At 66.6% G+C, this 17,096-nt stretch carries 19 protein-coding genes; 10 read left to right on the forward strand and 9 right to left on the reverse strand.

Going from position 1 to position 17,096, the window contains the following annotated elements; genetic code table 11:
• Nucleotides 1-27 precede the first annotated feature (27 nt).
• Nucleotides 28-1,260, forward strand: a complete 1,233-nt coding sequence (locus DDF62_RS16260; RefSeq protein ID WP_116490060.1) for an extracellular catalytic domain type 1 short-chain-length polyhydroxyalkanoate depolymerase — start codon at nt 28-30, stop codon at nt 1,258-1,260.
• 235 nt (nt 1,261-1,495) lie between these two features.
• Nucleotides 1,496-2,512, forward strand: a complete 1,017-nt coding sequence (locus DDF62_RS16265) for a glycine zipper 2TM domain-containing protein (protein ID WP_165828773.1) — start codon at nt 1,496-1,498, stop codon at nt 2,510-2,512.
• 264 nt (nt 2,513-2,776) lie between these two features.
• On the opposite strand, the gene DDF62_RS16270 is transcribed toward DDF62_RS16265, so the two are convergent.
• Nucleotides 2,777-3,073 (reverse strand): hypothetical protein, encoded by a 297-nt coding sequence (locus DDF62_RS16270; RefSeq protein WP_116490062.1) that lies wholly within the window; start codon nt 3,071-3,073, stop codon nt 2,777-2,779.
• Between the two features lie 247 nt (nt 3,074-3,320).
• Here DDF62_RS16270 and DDF62_RS16275 point away from each other — a divergent pair, with 247 nt between their 5' ends.
• Nucleotides 3,321-4,364 carry a sensor histidine kinase gene (locus tag DDF62_RS16275; protein WP_116490063.1) on the forward strand — a complete coding sequence of 348 codons (1,044 nt, stop codon included), beginning with the start codon at nt 3,321-3,323 and terminating at the stop codon, nt 4,362-4,364.
• A gap of 144 nt (nt 4,365-4,508) precedes the next feature.
• Here the strand turns inward: DDF62_RS16275 and DDF62_RS16280 are convergent, their stop codons facing one another.
• On the reverse strand, nt 4,509-5,738 hold the full coding sequence (locus DDF62_RS16280) for an SAM-dependent methyltransferase (protein ID WP_116490064.1): 1,230 nt from the start codon (nt 5,736-5,738) through the stop codon (nt 4,509-4,511).
• A 202-nt stretch (nt 5,739-5,940) separates the two neighbouring features.
• Here DDF62_RS16280 and DDF62_RS16285 point away from each other — a divergent pair, with 202 nt between their 5' ends.
• Nucleotides 5,941-6,501 carry a sigma-70 family RNA polymerase sigma factor gene (locus DDF62_RS16285; protein WP_244286844.1) on the forward strand — a complete coding sequence of 187 codons (561 nt, stop codon included), beginning with the start codon at nt 5,941-5,943 and terminating at the stop codon, nt 6,499-6,501.
• Nucleotides 6,498-7,133 (forward strand): cadmium/peroxide/UV radiation responsive anti-sigma factor ChrR, encoded by a 636-nt coding sequence (gene chrR, locus DDF62_RS16290; protein ID WP_116490066.1) that lies wholly within the window; start codon nt 6,498-6,500, stop codon nt 7,131-7,133. Before DDF62_RS16285 ends, chrR begins: the two co-directional genes overlap by 4 nt.
• Here the strand turns inward: chrR and DDF62_RS16295 are convergent.
• From DDF62_RS16295 to DDF62_RS16305, 3 genes are all read right to left on the reverse strand, one after another.
• Entirely contained in the window at nt 7,130-7,942 is an 813-nt protein-coding gene (locus tag DDF62_RS16295) for a DUF3313 family protein (protein WP_165832271.1), read from the reverse strand. The genes chrR and DDF62_RS16295 overlap by 4 nt on opposite strands.
• A gap of 275 nt (nt 7,943-8,217) precedes the next feature.
• The gene (locus tag DDF62_RS26695) at nt 8,218-8,595 is read right to left on the reverse strand and encodes an EAL domain-containing protein (protein ID WP_116490068.1); all 378 of its coding nucleotides are present in this window, start codon (nt 8,593-8,595) and stop codon (nt 8,218-8,220) included.
• A complete protein-coding gene (locus tag DDF62_RS16305) occupies nt 8,501-8,734 on the reverse strand; it encodes a ribbon-helix-helix domain-containing protein (protein ID WP_116490069.1) in 234 nt (77 codons plus the stop codon). The genes DDF62_RS26695 and DDF62_RS16305 overlap by 95 nt, the downstream gene beginning before the upstream one ends.
• Nucleotides 8,735-9,796: 1,062 nt before the next feature.
• Between DDF62_RS16305 and DDF62_RS25405 the strand changes: the two genes are divergently transcribed.
• Complete coding sequence (locus DDF62_RS25405; protein ID WP_133244743.1) at nt 9,797-9,976, forward strand: hypothetical protein; 180 nt, start codon at nt 9,797-9,799, stop codon at nt 9,974-9,976.
• A 15-nt stretch (nt 9,977-9,991) separates the two neighbouring features.
• Nucleotides 9,992-11,065 (forward strand): DNA polymerase IV, encoded by a 1,074-nt coding sequence (dinB, locus tag DDF62_RS16315; protein WP_116490071.1) that lies wholly within the window; start codon nt 9,992-9,994, stop codon nt 11,063-11,065.
• Between the two features lie 208 nt (nt 11,066-11,273).
• Here dinB and DDF62_RS16320 read toward each other — a convergent pair whose 3' ends face one another.
• Both DDF62_RS16320 and DDF62_RS16325 read right to left on the reverse strand, forming a co-directional pair.
• Nucleotides 11,274-11,729: a type 1 glutamine amidotransferase domain-containing protein gene (locus DDF62_RS16320; RefSeq protein WP_207780723.1), complete on the reverse strand. Its 456-nt coding sequence runs from the start codon at nt 11,727-11,729 to the stop codon at nt 11,274-11,276.
• Nucleotides 11,730-11,974: 245 nt separating this feature from the next.
• Nucleotides 11,975-12,259 carry a hypothetical protein gene (locus tag DDF62_RS16325; RefSeq protein ID WP_116490072.1) on the reverse strand — a complete coding sequence of 95 codons (285 nt, stop codon included), beginning with the start codon at nt 12,257-12,259 and terminating at the stop codon, nt 11,975-11,977.
• Nucleotides 12,260-12,496: 237 nt separating this feature from the next.
• Here DDF62_RS16325 and DDF62_RS16330 point away from each other — a divergent pair, with 237 nt between their 5' ends.
• On the forward strand, nt 12,497-13,033 hold the full coding sequence (locus DDF62_RS16330; protein WP_116490073.1) for a hemerythrin domain-containing protein: 537 nt from the start codon (nt 12,497-12,499) through the stop codon (nt 13,031-13,033).
• An 80-nt stretch (nt 13,034-13,113) separates the two neighbouring features.
• On the opposite strand, the gene DDF62_RS16335 is transcribed toward DDF62_RS16330, so the two are convergent.
• A complete protein-coding gene (locus DDF62_RS16335) occupies nt 13,114-13,293 on the reverse strand; it encodes a DUF3008 family protein (RefSeq protein WP_101717688.1) in 180 nt (59 codons plus the stop codon).
• Between the two features lie 149 nt (nt 13,294-13,442).
• Between DDF62_RS16335 and DDF62_RS16340 the strand changes: the two genes are divergently transcribed.
• Together DDF62_RS16340 and DDF62_RS16345 are read left to right on the forward strand one after the other, a co-directional pair.
• A complete protein-coding gene (locus DDF62_RS16340) occupies nt 13,443-15,536 on the forward strand; it encodes a catalase (RefSeq protein ID WP_116490074.1) in 2,094 nt (697 codons plus the stop codon).
• Between the two features lie 74 nt (nt 15,537-15,610).
• Nucleotides 15,611-16,510 carry an SDR family oxidoreductase gene (locus tag DDF62_RS16345; protein ID WP_116490075.1) on the forward strand — a complete coding sequence of 300 codons (900 nt, stop codon included), beginning with the start codon at nt 15,611-15,613 and terminating at the stop codon, nt 16,508-16,510.
• A gap of 34 nt (nt 16,511-16,544) precedes the next feature.
• On the opposite strand, the gene DDF62_RS16350 is transcribed toward DDF62_RS16345, so the two are convergent.
• A complete protein-coding gene (locus DDF62_RS16350) occupies nt 16,545-17,027 on the reverse strand; it encodes a hypothetical protein (protein WP_116490076.1) in 483 nt (160 codons plus the stop codon).
• Between the last annotated feature and the right edge of the window lie 69 nt (nt 17,028-17,096).

Here is a 17,096-nt window from a genome sequence, read left to right on the forward strand (position 1 = left end):
GCGCCTTTTCCGTTTTCGCCGAAAGACGTGATCGAGCGTGATGGCGCCTTTGCTGCGTTGCAGCATTTGAACTGGGCGGCGGCTTTTCCGCCTCGCTGTTTTCAGGACATCACCATGCCGAGCCTCGGCGACACCACCGCTATGCTGGCGCGCCTGCGTCGCGCCTCGTTTTCCGCTCCAGACGCGATCGGGCGCCTGGAGCGCACGGACGATTTCGGCGTCAATCCTGGTCACCTGACGATGCTGAGCTATCGGCCCGAAGGCTTGGCGTCCGGATCGCCGCTCGTGGTCGTCCTGCACGGCTGCACCCAGACTGCTGCGGCCTACGCCGAAGGCGCCGGCTGGCTAGACCTAGCCGACCGCATGGGCTTCATGATCCTCGCGCCGCAGCAGGCTCAGAGCAACAATCCCAATCGCTGCTTCAACTGGTTCCTGGCGGGCGACATCCGGCGAGGCAAGGGAGAGGGCGCTTCCATCGCGGCGATGGTCGGTCATCTGCTCGACGCTCATGATCTTGATCCGCAGCGGGTCTTCGTTACGGGATTGTCGGCGGGCGGGGCGATGGCGGGGGTGATGCTGGCTGTCTATCCCGACCTCTTGGCGGGCGGCGCCGTGATTGCGGGCCTGCCTTATGGCGTGGCCCGCAACGTCCAGAGCGCGATGCAGGTCATGAACCGGCCCGCTGCTCGTTCAGGCGCGGATTTCGCCGCTCTGGTTCCCGCCTTCCAGGGCGGCTCCCGGCCCCGGCTGTCGATCTGGCACGGCGACGCCGACCGCACCGTGCATGTCCAGAACGCTCATGACCTGGCCCAGCAGTGGGTCGCCCTGCAAGGGCTGCCCATCGCGCCGCATCGGGTGGAGCCGCTGGCGCATGGAACCCGCTCGACCTGGCGGTCCGCCGGGGGCGAGCCGCTCGTCGAGTTGAACATCGTTCGCGGCCTTGGCCATGGCGCCCCGCTTTCCATGAAGCGCGCCGGCGATGTCGGCAAGGCGGGGCCCTTCTTGCTCGAGGCGGGGATTTCTTCGTCCCTGGAGATCGTCAGGTTCTGGAAGATCGACGAAGGGCGCGGCGAGCGGAGCGGCGATGGAGGGGCTGAGCGGGCGCTGGAAACGATCGCGCCGACGCAGCCTGCAGCCCAGCCGGAGCGTCCCGAGATCGGCGGTCTGGGAGAGGGGGTCATGAAAGCTGTCAGCCACGTGCCCGCAGGCGTCCAGGACGTAATCGCCAAGGCGCTGCGTGCGGCTGGTCTCCTGAAGTAACCAGCTGTGGCCTGAACAGGCGCCGCGTTTACACTTTGCGAGGGGGTGGTGGGTAGTGATTTTGAATTATGACAATATAATTTCTGCTGACAAAGGCGATTTTGTTCCGTAATTATCGAATTGAATTAGTGCCTTGTCGTGATTTATATTTTGCTTTGCTCTTGAATATTGTTAATAAAATCGCCATTTGATGTGGGTCGGGAGGAGTATGTCTCATCCCAAGGAATCCCACAAAATGCGTATCCAACTCCTGGTCGCCGGCGTCTGCGCCGCGGCCCTCATCCCCGCCGCCGCGCTCGCGCAACAGACCTGCGAGCAGCGGCAGAGCAATCGTGTGGCCGGAACCCTCCTCGGCGCTGGTGTCGGGGCGGCGGCAGGCAGCGCCGTGGCGGGCCGCGGCGATCGTGGCGAAGGGGCCGTTATCGGCGGCATCGCTGGCGCCCTGATCGGTAATCAGGTCGCCAAGGGGCGTCCCGACTGCGCCCGCGCCTATGGCTTCTACGATAATCAGGGCGCCTGGCACGCCAACGCCGTCTCGCGAAGCGAGGCTTCCGGCTATTTCGATCGCAACGGCGACTGGGTCGACGGGGCTCCACGCGGCTACTACGCGTCCGACGGGCGCTGGATGCAGGCGAGCACCGACGTCGCGGCGTCCGGCTACTATGCCAACGGTCTGTGGGTTCCAGCCTCGGCCACCGGCTACTACGCTCAGGACGGTCGCTGGGTCTCGGCCGCTTCCGGTTACTATGACAGGTCCGGTCGCTGGATCGCGGGCGCAGCCAGCGGTCGCTACGACGCCAACGGACGCTGGATGCCGGGCCAGCCGAGCGGACGGCGCGCCGCCAACGGAGCCTGGATCGCTGATCCGCAGCCGGGCTATTACGCCAACGGGCGCTGGGTGCGTGGCGAGACGGTCGGTTACTACGACGCCCGTGGCGGCTGGGTCTCGACGGATGCTCGCCGCCCGCGCGCCGATTATCCCGCCGGTCAATATCCCGACGGCCGCGGCAGGCTCAGCATCGACGATCGTCAGGCGCAACTGGCCGAGCGCATCAATCGCGGCGCCTATAGCGGTCGCCTGAGCCGGGCTGAGGCGGGCCAGGCGACACGAACCCTGGCCGCGATCGAGCGCCAGGAGCGGTCCTTGCGCAACCGTCAAGGCGATCTTGGTCCCAGAGGGCGGGCGATCATCACCGCTCGGCTCGATCGGTTGAGCGACAGCATCAGCGGCGATTTCCGCGACGATCGCTGACATCCGCAATACAGCGCCGGGCGACGTTCCTTGGAAGGTCGCCCGGAATCGCATCGTGCGCCGGCCCCTAGCGGCGGCGCGCTTGGCTAGCCCCTTCGGATACGAAACATGCCCTATCTCTTCGTCGCTGCCGCCGTATGTGTCATGCTGGCGCTAGCGCTTCCCGTTGTCTTTCGGCTTCTGCCTAAGCAAAGCTTGGCGAGATCGCGTCGCGTTCCTCCGCTTTCCCCGTCAGGTCACTGGAAGAAAAGTGCGCCGAACGCGTCAACCGGGCGGTTTCACCCGTAGATCCATGCCGAGCGTCGGGCCAATGCCGTCGGGGTGTTCGCCGAACGGGTTGAGGCGACGGCGATGGGCGATGGCCTCGAGCCGGGTTCGCAGATCATCATCGATGACGATAGCCTGCCTGGCGCCGTCATCGTTGTCCAGACCGCCTTGGGAGGCGACGAGAACCTCGCCGAGGGCGGCCAGAAAGGCTTCGTCCTCCGGCGTTCCCTCGGCCGGTGGATTGTCGAGGTGGCTGAGGACCACTTCCAGCGCGTCTTCGAAGGTCGGTGACATGGCGGGCCCTTTCGAAACCCCGAGCCGGGGAAGGCCCCAGCGAAAGCCGCTCCAATAAAAACGTTCAAGCGACGCTATGGTTCGGGATCCCGCTGCGCGGTTTCGTCGCCCGGTCTGGTCGTCGGAGCCGATCCCGATTTGTGCTAGAACTAAAGCTTCGGCGCGGCGTTGAGAGTCCGGCGCAAGCGCCGATCTCTCGCCCGGGAACGGCTGTCGTTTCGAGAGCCTTCGGGTCGTGGATCCCCCTATGCTCGATGAGGCTCGCCCCGTTCCGTCGCCCATCGACGCCCTGGCCCAGGCCCTGGTGTCCTCATCGGATGCGCCCATACTTCTGCTCAATGGCGACTTCAGGATCGTCGCGGCGAGCGAGTCCTTCGCCGAAGCCTTTCGCATCGACGTGGAGAAGGCGGTCGGCCTGTCGGCGTTCGTTCTTGGCGAAGGCGAATGGAGCGCGCCGTCGTTGCGAGACTTGCTCGCCATCGCGCTGGAGGGGGGCGGCGCTGTCGAGGCCGGTGAGATGGATCTGGTCCGAGCTGGCGAGGACGCCAGGCGGCTGGTGATCAGGGCGCGACGGCTCGACTACGGCGACCCTGCCAACCCGCTTCTGCTTCTGACCATCTTCGACGTGACGGACGCGCGCCTCGCCGATCGCGTCAAGGACGACCTAGTGCGCGAGAAGGCCGTGCTGTTCGACGAACTGCAGCACAGAATCGCCAACAGCCTGCAGATCATCGCCAGCATCCTGATGCAGTCGGCCCGCAAGGCGCCGTCCGCCGAGATCCGCGCCCATGTCGCCGACGCCCACAGTCGAGTGATGTCGGTCGCCGCTCTCCAGCGCCAACTGGTGGAGTCGGGCGCGGGTGAGGTGGAACTGAAGGCCTATTTCAGGGCGCTGTGCGACGGCATCGCCGCCTCGATGGTCTCCAATCCTGAGAAGCTCACGCTCTCCGTCGTCAGCGACGAGCACTGGGTGGCCGCGGAGGTTTCGGTAAGCATGGGACTGATCGTCACCGAGCTGGTCATCAACGCCCTCAAGCACGCGTTTCCAGGTCGCGAAGGCGGGCATATCTGGATGGAGTACAGCGCCTCGGAAGGCGGCTGGACGCTGTCGGTCGCCGACGATGGCGTGGGCATGCCGCCCGCAAGCGGATCCGTCAGGGTTGGCCTCGGCTCGAGCATCATCCAGGCCCTGGCCAAGCAGTTGAGGGCCGAGGTCGTCGTGGATGGTTCCGGACCGGGTGCCCGCGTCGCCATTGTCCACCAGCCGCAACTGCAGCCTCAGAACGCGTGAAATTCGCGTCAGGGCAAAGCCCAGGCGCAGCTGATGGCGCGACATCTTCGCCTGGGACGAACACCGCTCAGCGGGCTTTATCGTCAACAACCGACCTGCAATTTGGCTCAATGCGCGCCCAACCGCCTCGCGGTCGCAGGGCGTTCAGCCGTGCTTGTCGATCGCCATCTGGATGACGTCAGTGCGGCCGGTTCGAAAGCCTGCCTCGCAGTAGGCGAGATAGAAGAGCCAAAGCCTGCGGAAGCGCGCGTCGAAGGCCTTCGAGCCCTCGGCTATGGAGGGGTAGGCTCGTTCGAAGCGCTGGGCCCACAGCGCCAGGGTCTGGGCGTAGTCCTGGCCGAACCGCTCGGTCCTGCGCCAGCGCAGGCCGCGGGCGGCGATCAGCGGCGCCAGGCGGTTCTCGGAGGGAAGTGACCCGCCCGGGAATACATAGCGCTGAATGAAATCGGTGCGGGCGTCGTATTCGTCGAACAGCGCATCCTGGATGGTGATCACCTGCAGGCCGGCGCGGCCGCCGGGCTTCAGCAGCGAGCCCAGCTTGTCGAAATAGACGCCCCAGTAGTCGCGGCCCACTGCTTCCAGCATCTCGATGGACGCCACGCGGTCGAACTGGCCCGTCAGGTCGCGATAGTCGAGCAGGCGGATGTCGACCCGCTCGGCCAGCCCGGCCTCGAAGATCCGGCGGCGCGCGAAGTCGTGCTGTTCCCGCGAGATGGTCACGGCGGTGACCCGGGCGCCGATCCTGGCGGTCGCGAACTGGGCGAACCCGCCCCAGCCGCAGCCGATCTCGACGACGCTGTGGCCGGGCCTGAGGTCGATCAGGGCGGCCAGGCTTTCGTACTTGGCCGTCTGGGCGGCTTCCAGCGACTGGCCCGGATGCTCGAACCGTGCCGAGGAGTAGGTCATGGTCTCGTCCAGCCAGGCTCCGTAGAAGGCGTTCCCGAGATCGTAGTGGGCGTGGATGTTGCGGCGCGACCCGGCCTTGCTGTTGGCGCGCAGGCGGTGGAACGCCCAGTTGGCGAGCTTCATCGGCAAGCCGCCGTCGAACAGGCGCCGGATGTGGTCGTAGTTGTTGGCCAGGGTCGTCAGCAGCGCCGCCAGGTCGGGGCTGTCCCATTCCCCCGCCATGAACCCTTCGGCAAAACCGATGTCGCCATTGGCCAGCACTCGCGCGGCGAAGCGGAAGTCGTGCACGACGATGGTGGCGGCAAGGCCCGGGGCGGCGCCCGCCAGGTGACGGCGCTCGCCGCCCGGCGTGACGATCGTCAGTTCTCCCCAGGTCCAGCGCGCCGAGAGCAGCCGCATGACCAGGTCGAACAGTGGCGAGCCGCGCGATGCGCCGGCGACGCGGAGGTCCAGGGATGTGTCGCTCATCTGAGGCGGCCCTCGTCAGGGTGGCGTCCGCCGCGCCACGGGGCGAGGATGGACATGTCCCGAGGTCCTACGGTCGAGGTTGCCGATCGGATGGCGGCGCGCGCTATTTTTCGTTTCCGGTGATCCGGGCGGGCGGCCGTGCCGTATCATCCGCATGCATGCGACTCGGGCCCTATCCGCACACCCTGCAGGCCGTCACGCCGTGAGCTCCTCACGCGCGCTGGACGATCTCGTCGTGCGCGTCGGCGCAAGCCGCGACCGCGAGGCTTTCGCGGGGCTGTTCGACCACTATGCGCCAAGGATCAAGGCGCTGCTGATGCGCGGCGGCGCCAGCGCCTCGGCTGCCGAGGAACTGGCCCAGGAAACCCTGCTGGTCGTCTGGCGCAAGGCGCACCTCTTCGACCCCGCCCGCGCTTCGGCGGCGGCCTGGATCTTCACGATCGCCCGCAACCTCCGCATCGACCATTTCAGGCGCGGCTCGGTCACCCTTCATGAGCTCGATTTTCACCTGGACGCGGAGGAGCCGGCCCAGCCCGACGCCATCCTCAGCGGGGCGCAGGACGCCCAGCGGGTGAGGGCGGCGATGCTCAGCCTCAACGCCGACCAGGCCGCCGCCATCGAAATGGCCTTCTTCCAGGAGCAGACCCATACGGAGATATCCAGGACGCTCGGCGTTCCGCTCGGAACGGTCAAGGCGCGCATCCGGTTCGGCATGATGAAGCTGCGGGCCTGCATCGAAAGGGACAGGGGGGACGTGCAATGAGCCTTCGCCGTCAGCCCAGCGAGGAAAGGCTGCTGGCCTTCGCCGCGGGAACCCTGAGTTTCCCGGAAGCCGTCGTCGTGGCCGCGCATCTCAGCCTGCGGCCGGCTACGCGCCCGTGGGCCGAGCTCGGCTCGGCCGTGGGCGGCGTGCTGCTCGACGACCAGGCGCCGGAAGCGATCAGCCAGGGCGCCCGGCGGGACGTCATGGCGCGCCTGGACGCCGACGAGGCCGCCGCTGAGCCGAGGCCGGCCTCGGCCGATCCTGTTCTTCCGGCGCCTCTCGACCAGTTCGCGCTTGGGCCCTGGCGCTGGCTGGGACCGGGCGTGCGGGTTCGCGACGTGCTCGGGACCCGGCAGGGCGACTGCCGTGTCATCCTGCTGAAGATCGCCTCGGGGCAGTCGGCGCCGCGCCACACCCATGGGGGTGTTGAACTGACCTGCGTGATCGACGGCGCCTACGCCACCGAGGACGGTGTCTTTTCGCGCGGCGACTTCGAGGAGGCCGACCCGAGCGTGACACACCAGCCCAAGGTCGTCTCCAAGGAGCCCTGTCTCTGTGTCGCCGCGCTTGACGGCCAGATCATGTTGCCCGGCAGGCTTGGCAAGCTGCTCGCGCCTTTCGTGCGCCTCTAGGGGCGCTGGCCGGGCTCGCCCGAGCTTTCGTCGCGAGGCCGCGGCTTGGCCCCGCTCAGCTCTGGCTGATAGAGGCCGGTGGTCATGCGCAGGAGCAGCCCCTCGGGACGCAGTCGCGGTCCGAAGCGCTCGCAAGGATCGGGTGTCGCCACGGGGCGAGGCTTTCGGTCGCGCGGCGTCAGGGCTGCCGCCACTGCGTCCCCGAATGGTTCGGCCAGTTGGTGGGCGTCCCCGACTGGCGACAGCGACGGCTTGTCGGCGCCCACGACCATGGCCTGCCGGCTCCAGACCAGGGCGGCCGCCTGGGCGCCGTCCGGCGCCAGGAGCTCGGCCTCGGCCCACAGCCCGCCCACCCCGCCCGGCGCCCGCAGCGAGACCGGACCCGGGATGAAGAAATTGGCCACCGCCGAGGCGGCCGCCCCGGCCTGGTTGGTGAGTTCGATGCGGGTCACGCCGACCTTGACGGTCCCCGCGTCGGGGGAGGGGGCGTCGATCAGGGTGAAGCGCTTGCTCAGCTCGTAGCAGACCTGCCGGTCGACCTCAGTCAGCACCGCCTGGCGGTGCTCGTCCTCGACCGACAGGGCCTCGCTCGAATGGCTCGCGGCGGGCGTGATCCAGAGCTGTTCGATTGGCGCGGCCATCGCCTCGTCGCGGCGCTCGTACACCGTGGCTCGAACACTGCCAGGCCGTTTGGCCAGGCCATCGTAGCTGCTTAGAAAGCCGGAATACGAGGCGCCGCCGCTGGCGCACGCCGCGCACGTCGCGACCAAACCTGCTATCGCGGCCGCACGGATGACCTTGTCGGACATGTCGCCTCCTCTGTCACGCTCTATACGGCGGGAGGCGGGCGCTGGATCATTCTCAGTTGCAGCCGGACGCGGCTCTACCGGCCTGCCGGAGCCTGTCGTGCACCGCGAAGTTCGTCGGATATCACGATCCCTCGACCATCGCGCTTCTCTCGAAGCTGCGACGAGCGGCGTTCGCCTATCCATCGGGGTTCGACGGAACGCGGCGGGCTCCTAAACCGACACACCCCTTTGGTGATCATCGGAAAGGGTTCTCGACCTGCTCTTTCTGGCCAAAGCTATCTCCACTCATCCACCGTCCCCATTCGCTTGGTCAGCGGCGGCGCTGCGGCGCGCCACTGGGGTTTGGGAAGAGGCTTAGCGAAGTGCCACCCTTGGCCTAGCTCGACACCCAGGTCGCGGAGCAAATTGGCGGCGTCGCGAGTTTCTACCATCTCGGCGATCGTCGTCATGCCCAGGTCACAGCAGAGGGCGACAATGTGCTTCAGGAGCACGGCGTCACGGCTGCCACGTCGCAGCGCTTGCACATAGCCGCCGGTTCTACATCCGGGCCTACTGGCATCAGGCCTTGGTCGCGCGCTCGTGCTCGGCGGATAAGGTCGCGCGAACATCCTGGCTCGACCGTCCGCGCGACGGGTCGACCTGAATGGCATCATAGGCCTTGGCGGCTTCACCGCTAAGCCAGGTGTCGAACGCGCGGTCGCGGGCCTGCAGCGCGCGAAGACCTTCGCGGATCACTTCGCTTTCGCTGGCGTAGTCGCCAGACGCGACCTTTGCCCGCACTTGGGCGGCCATCTCGTGGGCAGCGTGACGCTGAATTGCTGGGTGGAACGCATGGCTATGCTCCGATTTCCGAGTAGGATTTAATCCTATCGGCGCGGCCTCGCAAACCTTGCCCTGGGGCCGCGCCAGGTCGACTTGACTTGGACAAAGCTCGTCATATGGGAGGCGCTCTCGCATTCGTCGTGCTCAAGGGGCTCTTGAACGACGAAGTCCCACCCGAACCGATCGCGATCGGCCTTGGCGACCAACTGGGCCCTGGCGCAGAGGGACTTGAATTTGGATTCGCCGAAGTCGCCCAATTCGTCTGAAGGCAGGGGAGTGGGAGCGTCTGTCGTCGACTGACGCCCAGGAGCTGGCGGCGGCCGCCGCTGTCAGTCTCTGACTATCGAGATCGCGCAGCACCTCCAGCCGCGCCAGTTCTTTGTCGCTCATGCTCCGAACCGCCATCCCAGGCCCTCCAGAAAACACGCTGGAAGGGTGACATGCCTAACTGGCACGGGGGTGACATTCTCATCCGGTCGCTACATACCTAGCGCGCCTAATAAATCTTATCGGAAATTGGGCCTTGGGTGCGGTTTCTAACAACCTAGGAATTTGCGGCCCTGCAGCGTGGGCGCACGACGCGAACTGCGCCTGGCCGCCGCGCCGTGTTCCGAGAGCGCCTGAAGCCTGTCACCCGGCTCACGCCAAGCCGAGGCCCTTGGGCCAGGCATTGACTTGCCCGAAGGCGTCGGTCTGCCACGGGTCCTCGCCTCCTCAAGGATTTGGCCTTCAGCGGCGAAGCCGGGCGACGCTCTGGGGGCCGTGAAAGTCGTTCACCAACTGCGTAGGCCATTCACCCATCGGGCGCGCCGCGAAGCTCGTTCACTGCACCAAGGTCGAGCCGTGAAAACCGATCACTGTCCGTGAAAATCTGTCACATAAGGTCAAAATTGCGAATATCGTTCTCCGTTTAGAGGCGCTGGATCGAGGAGCGCCTCCTCCGAGCGTCCGGACAATACTGAGGCTCCGTCCTCCGACGCTAAACGGAACAGGCCCTAGAGAACCACGTTTGCTGATCCCGAGGGACAGCTGATGAAACAGGTTGCGGCACTTCTGGCAGCGGTGAGCGTGACGGGCTGCGCGACCCATGGCGCGCCCTCGGGCGCGCTTTCCAGCTACGATGGCCTGCAAAAGCAAGATGGCGCCATGCGTACGGGCGTTTCTCAGCGCATCGACCAAACGCGGCTGAAAGTTCCCGTTACGTTCACATGATGGTAGAGCTGGCGCATGGAGTCGCCGGCGCGAAAGATCATCCACATCGACATGGACGCCTTCTATGCGTCAGTCGAACAGCGCGATGATCCTGGCCTGCGCGGAAAGCCGGTCGTGGTCGGCTCGCCAGCCCCGCGCGGGGTGATCGCCGCGGCCAGCTACGAGGCCCGCAAATTCGGCGTGCGCTCTGCCATGCCCTCCAGCACGGCCTTGCGCAAATGCCCCCAGCTCGTCTTCGTCCCCCACCGCATGGACGTCTACCGGGCCGTCTCTCACCAGATCCACGAGATCTTCGCCGACTACGCCGACGCCGTTGAGCCGCTGTCGCTGGACGAAGCCTATCTCGACGTCAGCGGCGACAAGGCCGGCGTAGGCAGCGCCACGGAGACTGCCAGGACCATCCGGGCCCGTATCCGACAGGAGACGGGCCTGACAGCCTCGGCCGGCATTTCCTACAATAAATTCCTGGCCAAGATGGCGAGCGACCAGAACAAGCCCGATGGTCAGTTCCTCGTTTCGCCGGGTCAGGGACAGGCCTTTGTGGCGAGCCTGCCGATCGGACGCTTCTATGGCGTCGGCGCGGTGACCGAGGCCAAGATGAAGCGGCTGGGGGTCCATACCGGCGAGGATCTAGCGCGCCAGTCCCTGGCCTTTCTGCAGCAGCACTTTGGCAAGTCGGGTCCCTGGTTTTACGGCATCGCACGGGGCGTTGATGCGCGCGCGGTCAATCCCAGCCGGGAGCGTAAATCCTCGGGATCGGAGACGACCTTCGAGGCCGACCTTGTCGATCCGCTCCGTATCGAGGCTGAGGTGGCGGCGCTCGCCGACAAGGTCTTTTCCTGGTGCCTAAAGGCCCAGGCGTTCGGCCGCACGGTCACGGTGAAGATCAAGTATGCTGATTTCCAGCAGGCTACCCGAGCCCGTTCGGCGGCCAGCGCGATCGACGACCCGGCCCTGCTGCAGCGCCTCTCCCTGGACCTCGTTCGATCGGCCTTTCCGTTGCGCGCCGGCGTCCGGCTGCTGGGCGTCACTGTCTCCAATCTCGAGGCTCCGCCGGCGACGGGAGGCCAGCGCTTGCTTCTGGCCTAGGCGTCGGACGACAACTTCGCGGCCAACCAGCAGACCCAGTGGCTAGTGTTTCGAGTCCGATGACGTCTTGGCCCGCGCCGCGCCAATAACGGCCTTAGCGCACTTCCGGAAACTGGACTTCCAGCGCTGAGCCGCAGTAAGGCACGAGCGCTGGCGGGCGCCTCCCGCTCACCTATTATCCGGAAGGCGCCAGCCACTCGCCTGGCCTCTATCTCGGGCTGAGCATTAGGTCACGAACTGCCTCACCCACGCCGGCGGCCGACTGCGGGTTCTGGCCGGTCACCAGTCTGCCGTCGACGACGACCTTGGCGGTCCAGTCGGGCGCCGCCTGATGGTGAGCGCCACGAGACGAAAGCTTGTCCGCCAGAAGGAAGGGCACGGTCGTGTGGAGGCCGACCGCCCTTTCCTCGCTGTTGGTGAACGCAGCGAGGCGCTTGCCAGCCACGAGATAGTCGCCGTTGCTCAGCTTAACGTCCACCAGCGCCGCAGGCCCGTGGCAGACGGCCGATACCACCCCGCCCTGCTCGTAGATGGCGCTCGCCACCCGTTGAACCGCGGTGTTGCCCGGAAATCCCACATCGCGCCATGGCCGCCGGCGAAGAGCATCGCCGAGTAGCGTTGGGAAGCCGTTTGCTAGAAGCTGTTCAATGCCAAGCAGCGGCAATCCAGTATGGCCGCTGAAATCTCTCAATGAGATTTGTCGGCGAAAGACGGGCCTCTTAATGACTACGGAGGCTAGTGGATCTCGCTGTCGCAAGGTCGGGTTAGAAGCTTCACCGCCCATCCGCTTTCAAAGCGGGAAATCTCCAGCACACTACTCAAAGCTGATCTCCAGACGCATCGATCGGGCGTCGCAGGAAGAAAGGCCGACCCGAAGGCCGGCCTCGACGAACGTTTAGCGTTCCACGTCTAGCGTTCCACGTCGCCTTGACCGGTGCGGCCCGGCTGGATGGCGCCGGTGTCGACGCCGCCCGCGAGGCCCTCGCCCTCGCCCTCGATGTCGCGCCCTTCCTGGAGCTCGCCCGGACGACGCTCGCCCTGCTGGTTCTGCTGATCCGGCTGGGCCTGCTGGGGGCTGGTCTGCTGTTGCTGCGGCTGGCGGGTGTCGCCTTGCTGGTTCTGCTGGCCGACTTGCTGGCGCTGAGCGTCGTTGGACTGCTGCTGCATGCGATCGTTGTTGGCGTTCTCGCTCATGGCCGTCTCCCTGATGGGTTGATCGCCGGATGCTCCGGCCCATCCCCAATGCGGTGGAAGCAACGAGCGTTCCTCCGTCGAGAACCCGACGAAGAGCACCTCATAAGTCGCTGATTCGACTTAAATAACGCCGCGCGAAGGTCACCGGTGAAATCGTCTCTCAACTAGCACGGCCATGGGAACCGGCGGCCGACGCTCCGGCTTGAAACGGCGCACAATCGCCACCGGAGCGCCGACATGCCCACCGCCAAAGCCGCCTCGAAATCCGCCGCGAAAACCGCCAAGGCCCGCCGCACCCGCCGTACGGGTCGGCGCGATCCCCTGGCGATCCGCCTGCTCAAGGCCGACCACCGAGAGGTGGAGGCCATGTTCGACGAGTACGAACAGCTAGAGAGCGACCGCGACAAGCAGGCCCTGTTCGACAAGATCGCGCTGGCCCTGAAGGTCCACACCCAGATCGAGGAGGAGATCCTCTATCCCGAAAGCCGCGGCGAGGTGGAGGACGACCTGATCGACGAGGCCTATGTCGAGCACGACGGCGCCAAGAAGCTGATCGCCGAGATCGAGGCGATGAAGCCCGGCGAAGAGTTCTATGACGCCAAGGTCAAGGTGCTGGGCGAGTACATCAAGCACCACGTCAAGGAAGAGGAACAACCCGGCGGCTTCTTCGCGCAGGCCAAGAAGGGCGACGAGGACCTCGAAGCCATGGGCGAACGCATGGCCGCGCGCAAGGAAGAGCTGATGGCGGAGTTCTCCAAGCAGCCCTCCCACTAACATCCAGTAGGATCGACCGGGCGGCGATCGTTCCCCTCAGGAGCAGGTCGTCGCTCGGTCGGACCGGCGCATCGAAGGGGTCAATGCTTGTGCTCGGGCATGGCCTTGCGCTTGGTGTGCGCGAACTCCTCCAGCTGCTTCTCGCTCATCGACAGCATCGATTTCGACGCGCCCTTGAGCTTGCTCTTGGGCGTGTCGCCACGCTTGGCGGACAGGGCGGCTCCGGCGGCTTTTTGCTGGGCGGCGGACTTGGCGGGCATCGGCGATCTCCTCTGGGATGGCTTGCCCTCAACGCCCGTCCGGTCTGCGCAGCTTCATCATCGACACGATCATCAGACGGGTCCGGCCAAGCTCGGAACCGGCTTCGGGGCTTTTGGATTGCCCCACGATCCCATCCCAGGAGACTGACATGGCCAAGGGCATGACCACCGAACGCGGCGTCGGCGACGAGACCCACCAGCGCGTTCCGGAGGGCGGCCCGCACACACCGGACGGCCACCTGACCACCAACCAGGGCGTGCGGATTTCCGGCAACCAGAACCAGCTGAAGGCGGGCCCGCGTGGTCCGGTGCTGCTGGAAGACTTCGTGCTGCGCGAGAAGATCTTCCACTTCGATCACGAGCGCATCCCCGAGCGCATCGTCCATGCCCGCGGCTCGGCGGCCCACGGCTATTTCGAGCCCTATGCGGCCGCCGCCAAGCTTAGCAAGGCCGACCTTTTCCAGCGCCCAGGCGAGAAGACGCCAGTGTTCGTGCGGTTCTCGACGGTCGCCGGCGGCGCCGGCAGCGTCGACACCCCGCGCGACGTGCGGGGCTTTGCGGTGAAATTCTACACCCAGGAAGGCAACTGGGACCTCGTGGGCAACAACATCCCGGTGTTCTTCATCCAGGACGCCATCAAGTTCCCCGACCTGATCCACTCGGTGAAGATGGAGGCCGATCGCGGCTATCCGCAATCGGCCAGCGCCCACGACACCTTCTGGGACTTCATCAGCCTGATGCCCGAGGCCACCCACATGATCATGTGGGCGATGAGCGACCGGACGATCCCGCGGAGCCTGCGCACCATGGAAGGGTTCGGCATCCACACCTTCCGGCTGGTCGACGCCAAGGGCAAGGCGACCTTCGTCAAGTTCCACTGGAAGCCCAAGCAGGGCGTGGCCTCGACCCTGTGGGACGAGGCGGTGAAGCTGGCGGGCGCTGATCCCGACTTTCAGCGTCGCGACCTCTTCGAAGCCATCGATCGCGGCGACTTCCCCGAGTGGGAGCTGGGCGTGCAGGCCTTCGATCAGGCCTTCGCCGACGCCCTGCCCTACGACGTGCTCGACCCCACCAAGATCATTCCCGAGGAAGTGCTGCCGGTCACGCCGATCGGCCGCATGGTGCTGGACCGCAACCCCGACAACTTCTTCGCCGAGACTGAGCAGGTCGCCTACTGCCCGGCCAACATCGTGCCGGGGATCGACTTCACCGACGATCCACTGCTCCAGGGGCGCCTGTTCTCCTATCTCGACACCCAGAAGAGCCGGCTGGGCGCCGCCAACTTCAACCAGTTGCCGATCAACGCGCCCAAGTGCCCGGTGATGAACTTCCAGCGCGACGGCATGATGCAGATGCAGGTCCACAAGGGCCGCGCCAACTACGAGCCCAACAGCCTGGCCGAGACCGCAGGCGAGGACGGTGGGCCGCGCGAGTGCCCGGTGACGGGTTTCCGCACGACCCAGGACGGCGCCGACATCGTCGCGGAGAAGCTGCGCGTGCGGCCCGAAAGCTTCGCCGACCACTACAGCCAGGCGCGAATGTTCTTCCGCTCGCTGTACCCGGCCGAGCAGGCGCACCTGGCCTCGGCCCTGGTGTTCGAGCTTTCCAAGGTCGCCATCGAGGCGATCCGCACGCGGATGCTGTCGAACCTGGTCAATGTCGATCCGGACCTGGCCAAACGGGTAGCCGCGGGCCTTGCCATGGACCTGCCCAAGGCCTCCAAGACCGCCGCGCCGGTCCAGGATCTGGAGCTGTCGCCGGCCCTGCGGATCGTGGAAGGTCCGCGCGCACCCAAGGACATTAAGGGCCATGCGATTGGCATCCTGGTCGCTGACGGCTCGGACGCCAACGCGGTCGAGAAGCTTAAAGCCGCGATCGAGGAGGCCGGCGCCGTCGCCAAGGTCATCGCCCCCAAGATCGGAGGGGCCAAGGGCGCCGACGGAACCCTGATCTTCGCCGACGGCCAGTTGGCCGGCACGCCCTCGGTGACGGTCGACGCCATCGCGCTCGTGCTGTCCGACGACGGCTGCGCGGCCCTCCTCAAGGAGGCGGCGGCCGTCCAGTTCGTGATGGACGCCTTCGGGCACCTGAAGGCGATCGGCGCGACCGACGCGGCAAAGCCCCTGCTCGACAAGGCCGGCGTCGAGCCGGACGAGGGCGTCACCGATCTCGGCGAGGACTTCATTGCCGCAGCCGCCAAACGCTTCTGGGACCGCGAACCGAAGGTGCGGATGCTGGCCTGAGGGCCCGCTCGCTTCCTCCCCCTCCCGGCGGCGCGTCCCTTCGGCGCGCCGCCTTCCCCACACCGGAGACGACGATGAGCCAGGACGATCGCCTGCGCATGCAGGACCCGCGCGAGCAGTACCCCAAGCCGCCCTTCCCGGCCCAACCGCAACCGGCGCCGGGCCTCGCCGCCAAGATGCATCCCAAGCCCGACCATGGCGAGGAAAGCTATCGCGGCTCAGGCAAGCTGATCGGCCGCAAGGCGCTGATCACGGGCGCCGACTCCGGCATCGGCCGCGCCGCCGCCATCGCCTATGCCCGCGAGGGCGCCGACGTGGCCATCGGCTATGTGCCGAGCGAGGAAAGCGACGCCCGCGAGGTCAGCGCCCTGATCGAGGCCGAGGGTCGTAAGGCCGTGGCCCTGCCCGGCGACATCAAGGACGAGGCCTTCTGCCGCGAGCTCGTGGCCAGGGCGGTCGAGGGCCTGGGCGGGCTCGACATCCTGGTCAACAACGCCGGCAAGCAGGTCAGCCGCCCCGACATCGCCGCCATCGACAGCGAGCAGTTCGACCACACGCTCAAAACCAATCTCTACGCGATGTTCTGGATCACCCAGGCGGCGCGCCCTCACCTGCGGCCAGGCGCGGCGGTGATCAACACCGCTTCTGTGCAGGCCTACGAGCCGTCCGAGAACCTCTTGGACTACGCCACCACCAAGGCCGGCATCGTCGCCTTCACCAAGGCGCTGGCCAAGCAGCTGATCAAGGACGGCGTGCGGGCCAATGCGGTCGCGCCCGGCCCGTTCTGGACGGTGCTCCAGCCCAGCGGCGGCCAGACTCAGGAGAAGGTTCAGCACTTCGGCGAACACAGCCAGTTCGGCCGTCCCGGCCAGCCGGTCGAGATCGCGCCGGTCTATGTGCTGCTAGCCTCGCAGGAGGCCAGCTTCACGACCGGCGAGGTCTATGGCGTGACCGGCGGCGCAGGCATCGCCTGACGCCGCCCGACGTCGACGGCGGAGGGGCGCCGCGTCAGCCGCGGGCGCCCCACTGCTGGTGCGTGAAGAAGGCGATGGTCGCCACGCCGGCGGCGACGACCAGAGCGTCCTCGACGAGACCGCTGGGCGTCTGGCCGAACTTGGCCATCGCCCGTTTGCGTCCCGCCAGCGTCAGGTAGGCCAGCGGCACGGCTGTGGCGATCGCCACGCCCGCCCCGGCCTTCTCGCGGCCGCGGGGCGCCAGGGCCGCGCCTGCGATGCCGGCGCTGGCGATCCGAGCCAGCAGGCCCAGGAAGACCGTGCGATCGGGCGCGGTCTTCATCTTGTCGCCCAACAGCTCGCCGATCCCCATGGCCAGGGCGCCGAACTTGAACAGCGGATGGTCGAGCAGGACGAGCTTGCCGGGCGTCGAGCGCCCCGCCAGACGGGCAGAGGCGATCGTAGCCATCGGGGTCATCGACCGGGCGCTGGCGACGGCGCCGATGAGGGCGGAGGGGATCAGAGCGGTGTTGGTCATGTCGGCTGAACACGCCATTCGCCCCGAGGTTCAGAGCCTGGCCACGGAACATCCCCTTCCCCGCCGGTG

This window comes from Caulobacter radicis, assembly GCF_003094615.1.
GTDB lineage: Bacteria > Pseudomonadota > Alphaproteobacteria > Caulobacterales > Caulobacteraceae > Caulobacter > Caulobacter radicis.

Bases quoted from the DNA above. Each gene is read 5' to 3' on its own strand.
- DDF62_RS16335 (WP_101717688.1), bottom strand. From the start codon at position 13,293: ATGCCCGCCAAGTCCGCCGCCCAGCAAAAAGCCGCCGGAGCCGCCCTG.
- DDF62_RS16325 (WP_116490072.1), bottom strand. From the start codon at position 12,259: ATGAGCGAGAACGCCAACAACGATCGCATGCAGCAGCAGTCCAACGAC.
- DDF62_RS16340 (WP_116490074.1), top strand. From the start codon at position 13,443: ATGGCCAAGGGCATGACCACCGAACGCGGCGTCGGCGACGAGACCCAC.
- DDF62_RS16275 (WP_116490063.1), top strand. From the start codon at position 3,321: ATGCTCGATGAGGCTCGCCCCGTTCCGTCGCCCATCGACGCCCTGGCC.
- DDF62_RS16345 (WP_116490075.1), top strand. From the start codon at position 15,611: ATGAGCCAGGACGATCGCCTGCGCATGCAGGACCCGCGCGAGCAGTAC.
- DDF62_RS16270 (WP_116490062.1), bottom strand. From the start codon at position 3,073: ATGTCACCGACCTTCGAAGACGCGCTGGAAGTGGTCCTCAGCCACCTC.
- DDF62_RS16265 (WP_165828773.1), top strand. From the start codon at position 1,496: ATGCGTATCCAACTCCTGGTCGCCGGCGTCTGCGCCGCGGCCCTCATC.
- DDF62_RS16295 (WP_165832271.1), bottom strand. From the start codon at position 7,942: ATGTCCGACAAGGTCATCCGTGCGGCCGCGATAGCAGGTTTGGTCGCG.
- DDF62_RS16330 (WP_116490073.1), top strand. From the start codon at position 12,497: ATGCCCACCGCCAAAGCCGCCTCGAAATCCGCCGCGAAAACCGCCAAG.
- chrR (WP_116490066.1), top strand. From the start codon at position 6,498: ATGAGCCTTCGCCGTCAGCCCAGCGAGGAAAGGCTGCTGGCCTTCGCC.
- DDF62_RS16305 (WP_116490069.1), bottom strand. From the start codon at position 8,734: ATGGCCGCCCAAGTGCGGGCAAAGGTCGCGTCTGGCGACTACGCCAGC.
- DDF62_RS26695 (WP_116490068.1), bottom strand. From the start codon at position 8,595: ATGATGCCATTCAGGTCGACCCGTCGCGCGGACGGTCGAGCCAGGATG.
- DDF62_RS16280 (WP_116490064.1), bottom strand. From the start codon at position 5,738: ATGAGCGACACATCCCTGGACCTCCGCGTCGCCGGCGCATCGCGCGGC.
- DDF62_RS25405 (WP_133244743.1), top strand. From the start codon at position 9,797: ATGAAACAGGTTGCGGCACTTCTGGCAGCGGTGAGCGTGACGGGCTGC.
- DDF62_RS16350 (WP_116490076.1), bottom strand. From the start codon at position 17,027: ATGACCAACACCGCTCTGATCCCCTCCGCCCTCATCGGCGCCGTCGCC.
- dinB (WP_116490071.1), top strand. From the start codon at position 9,992: ATGGAGTCGCCGGCGCGAAAGATCATCCACATCGACATGGACGCCTTC.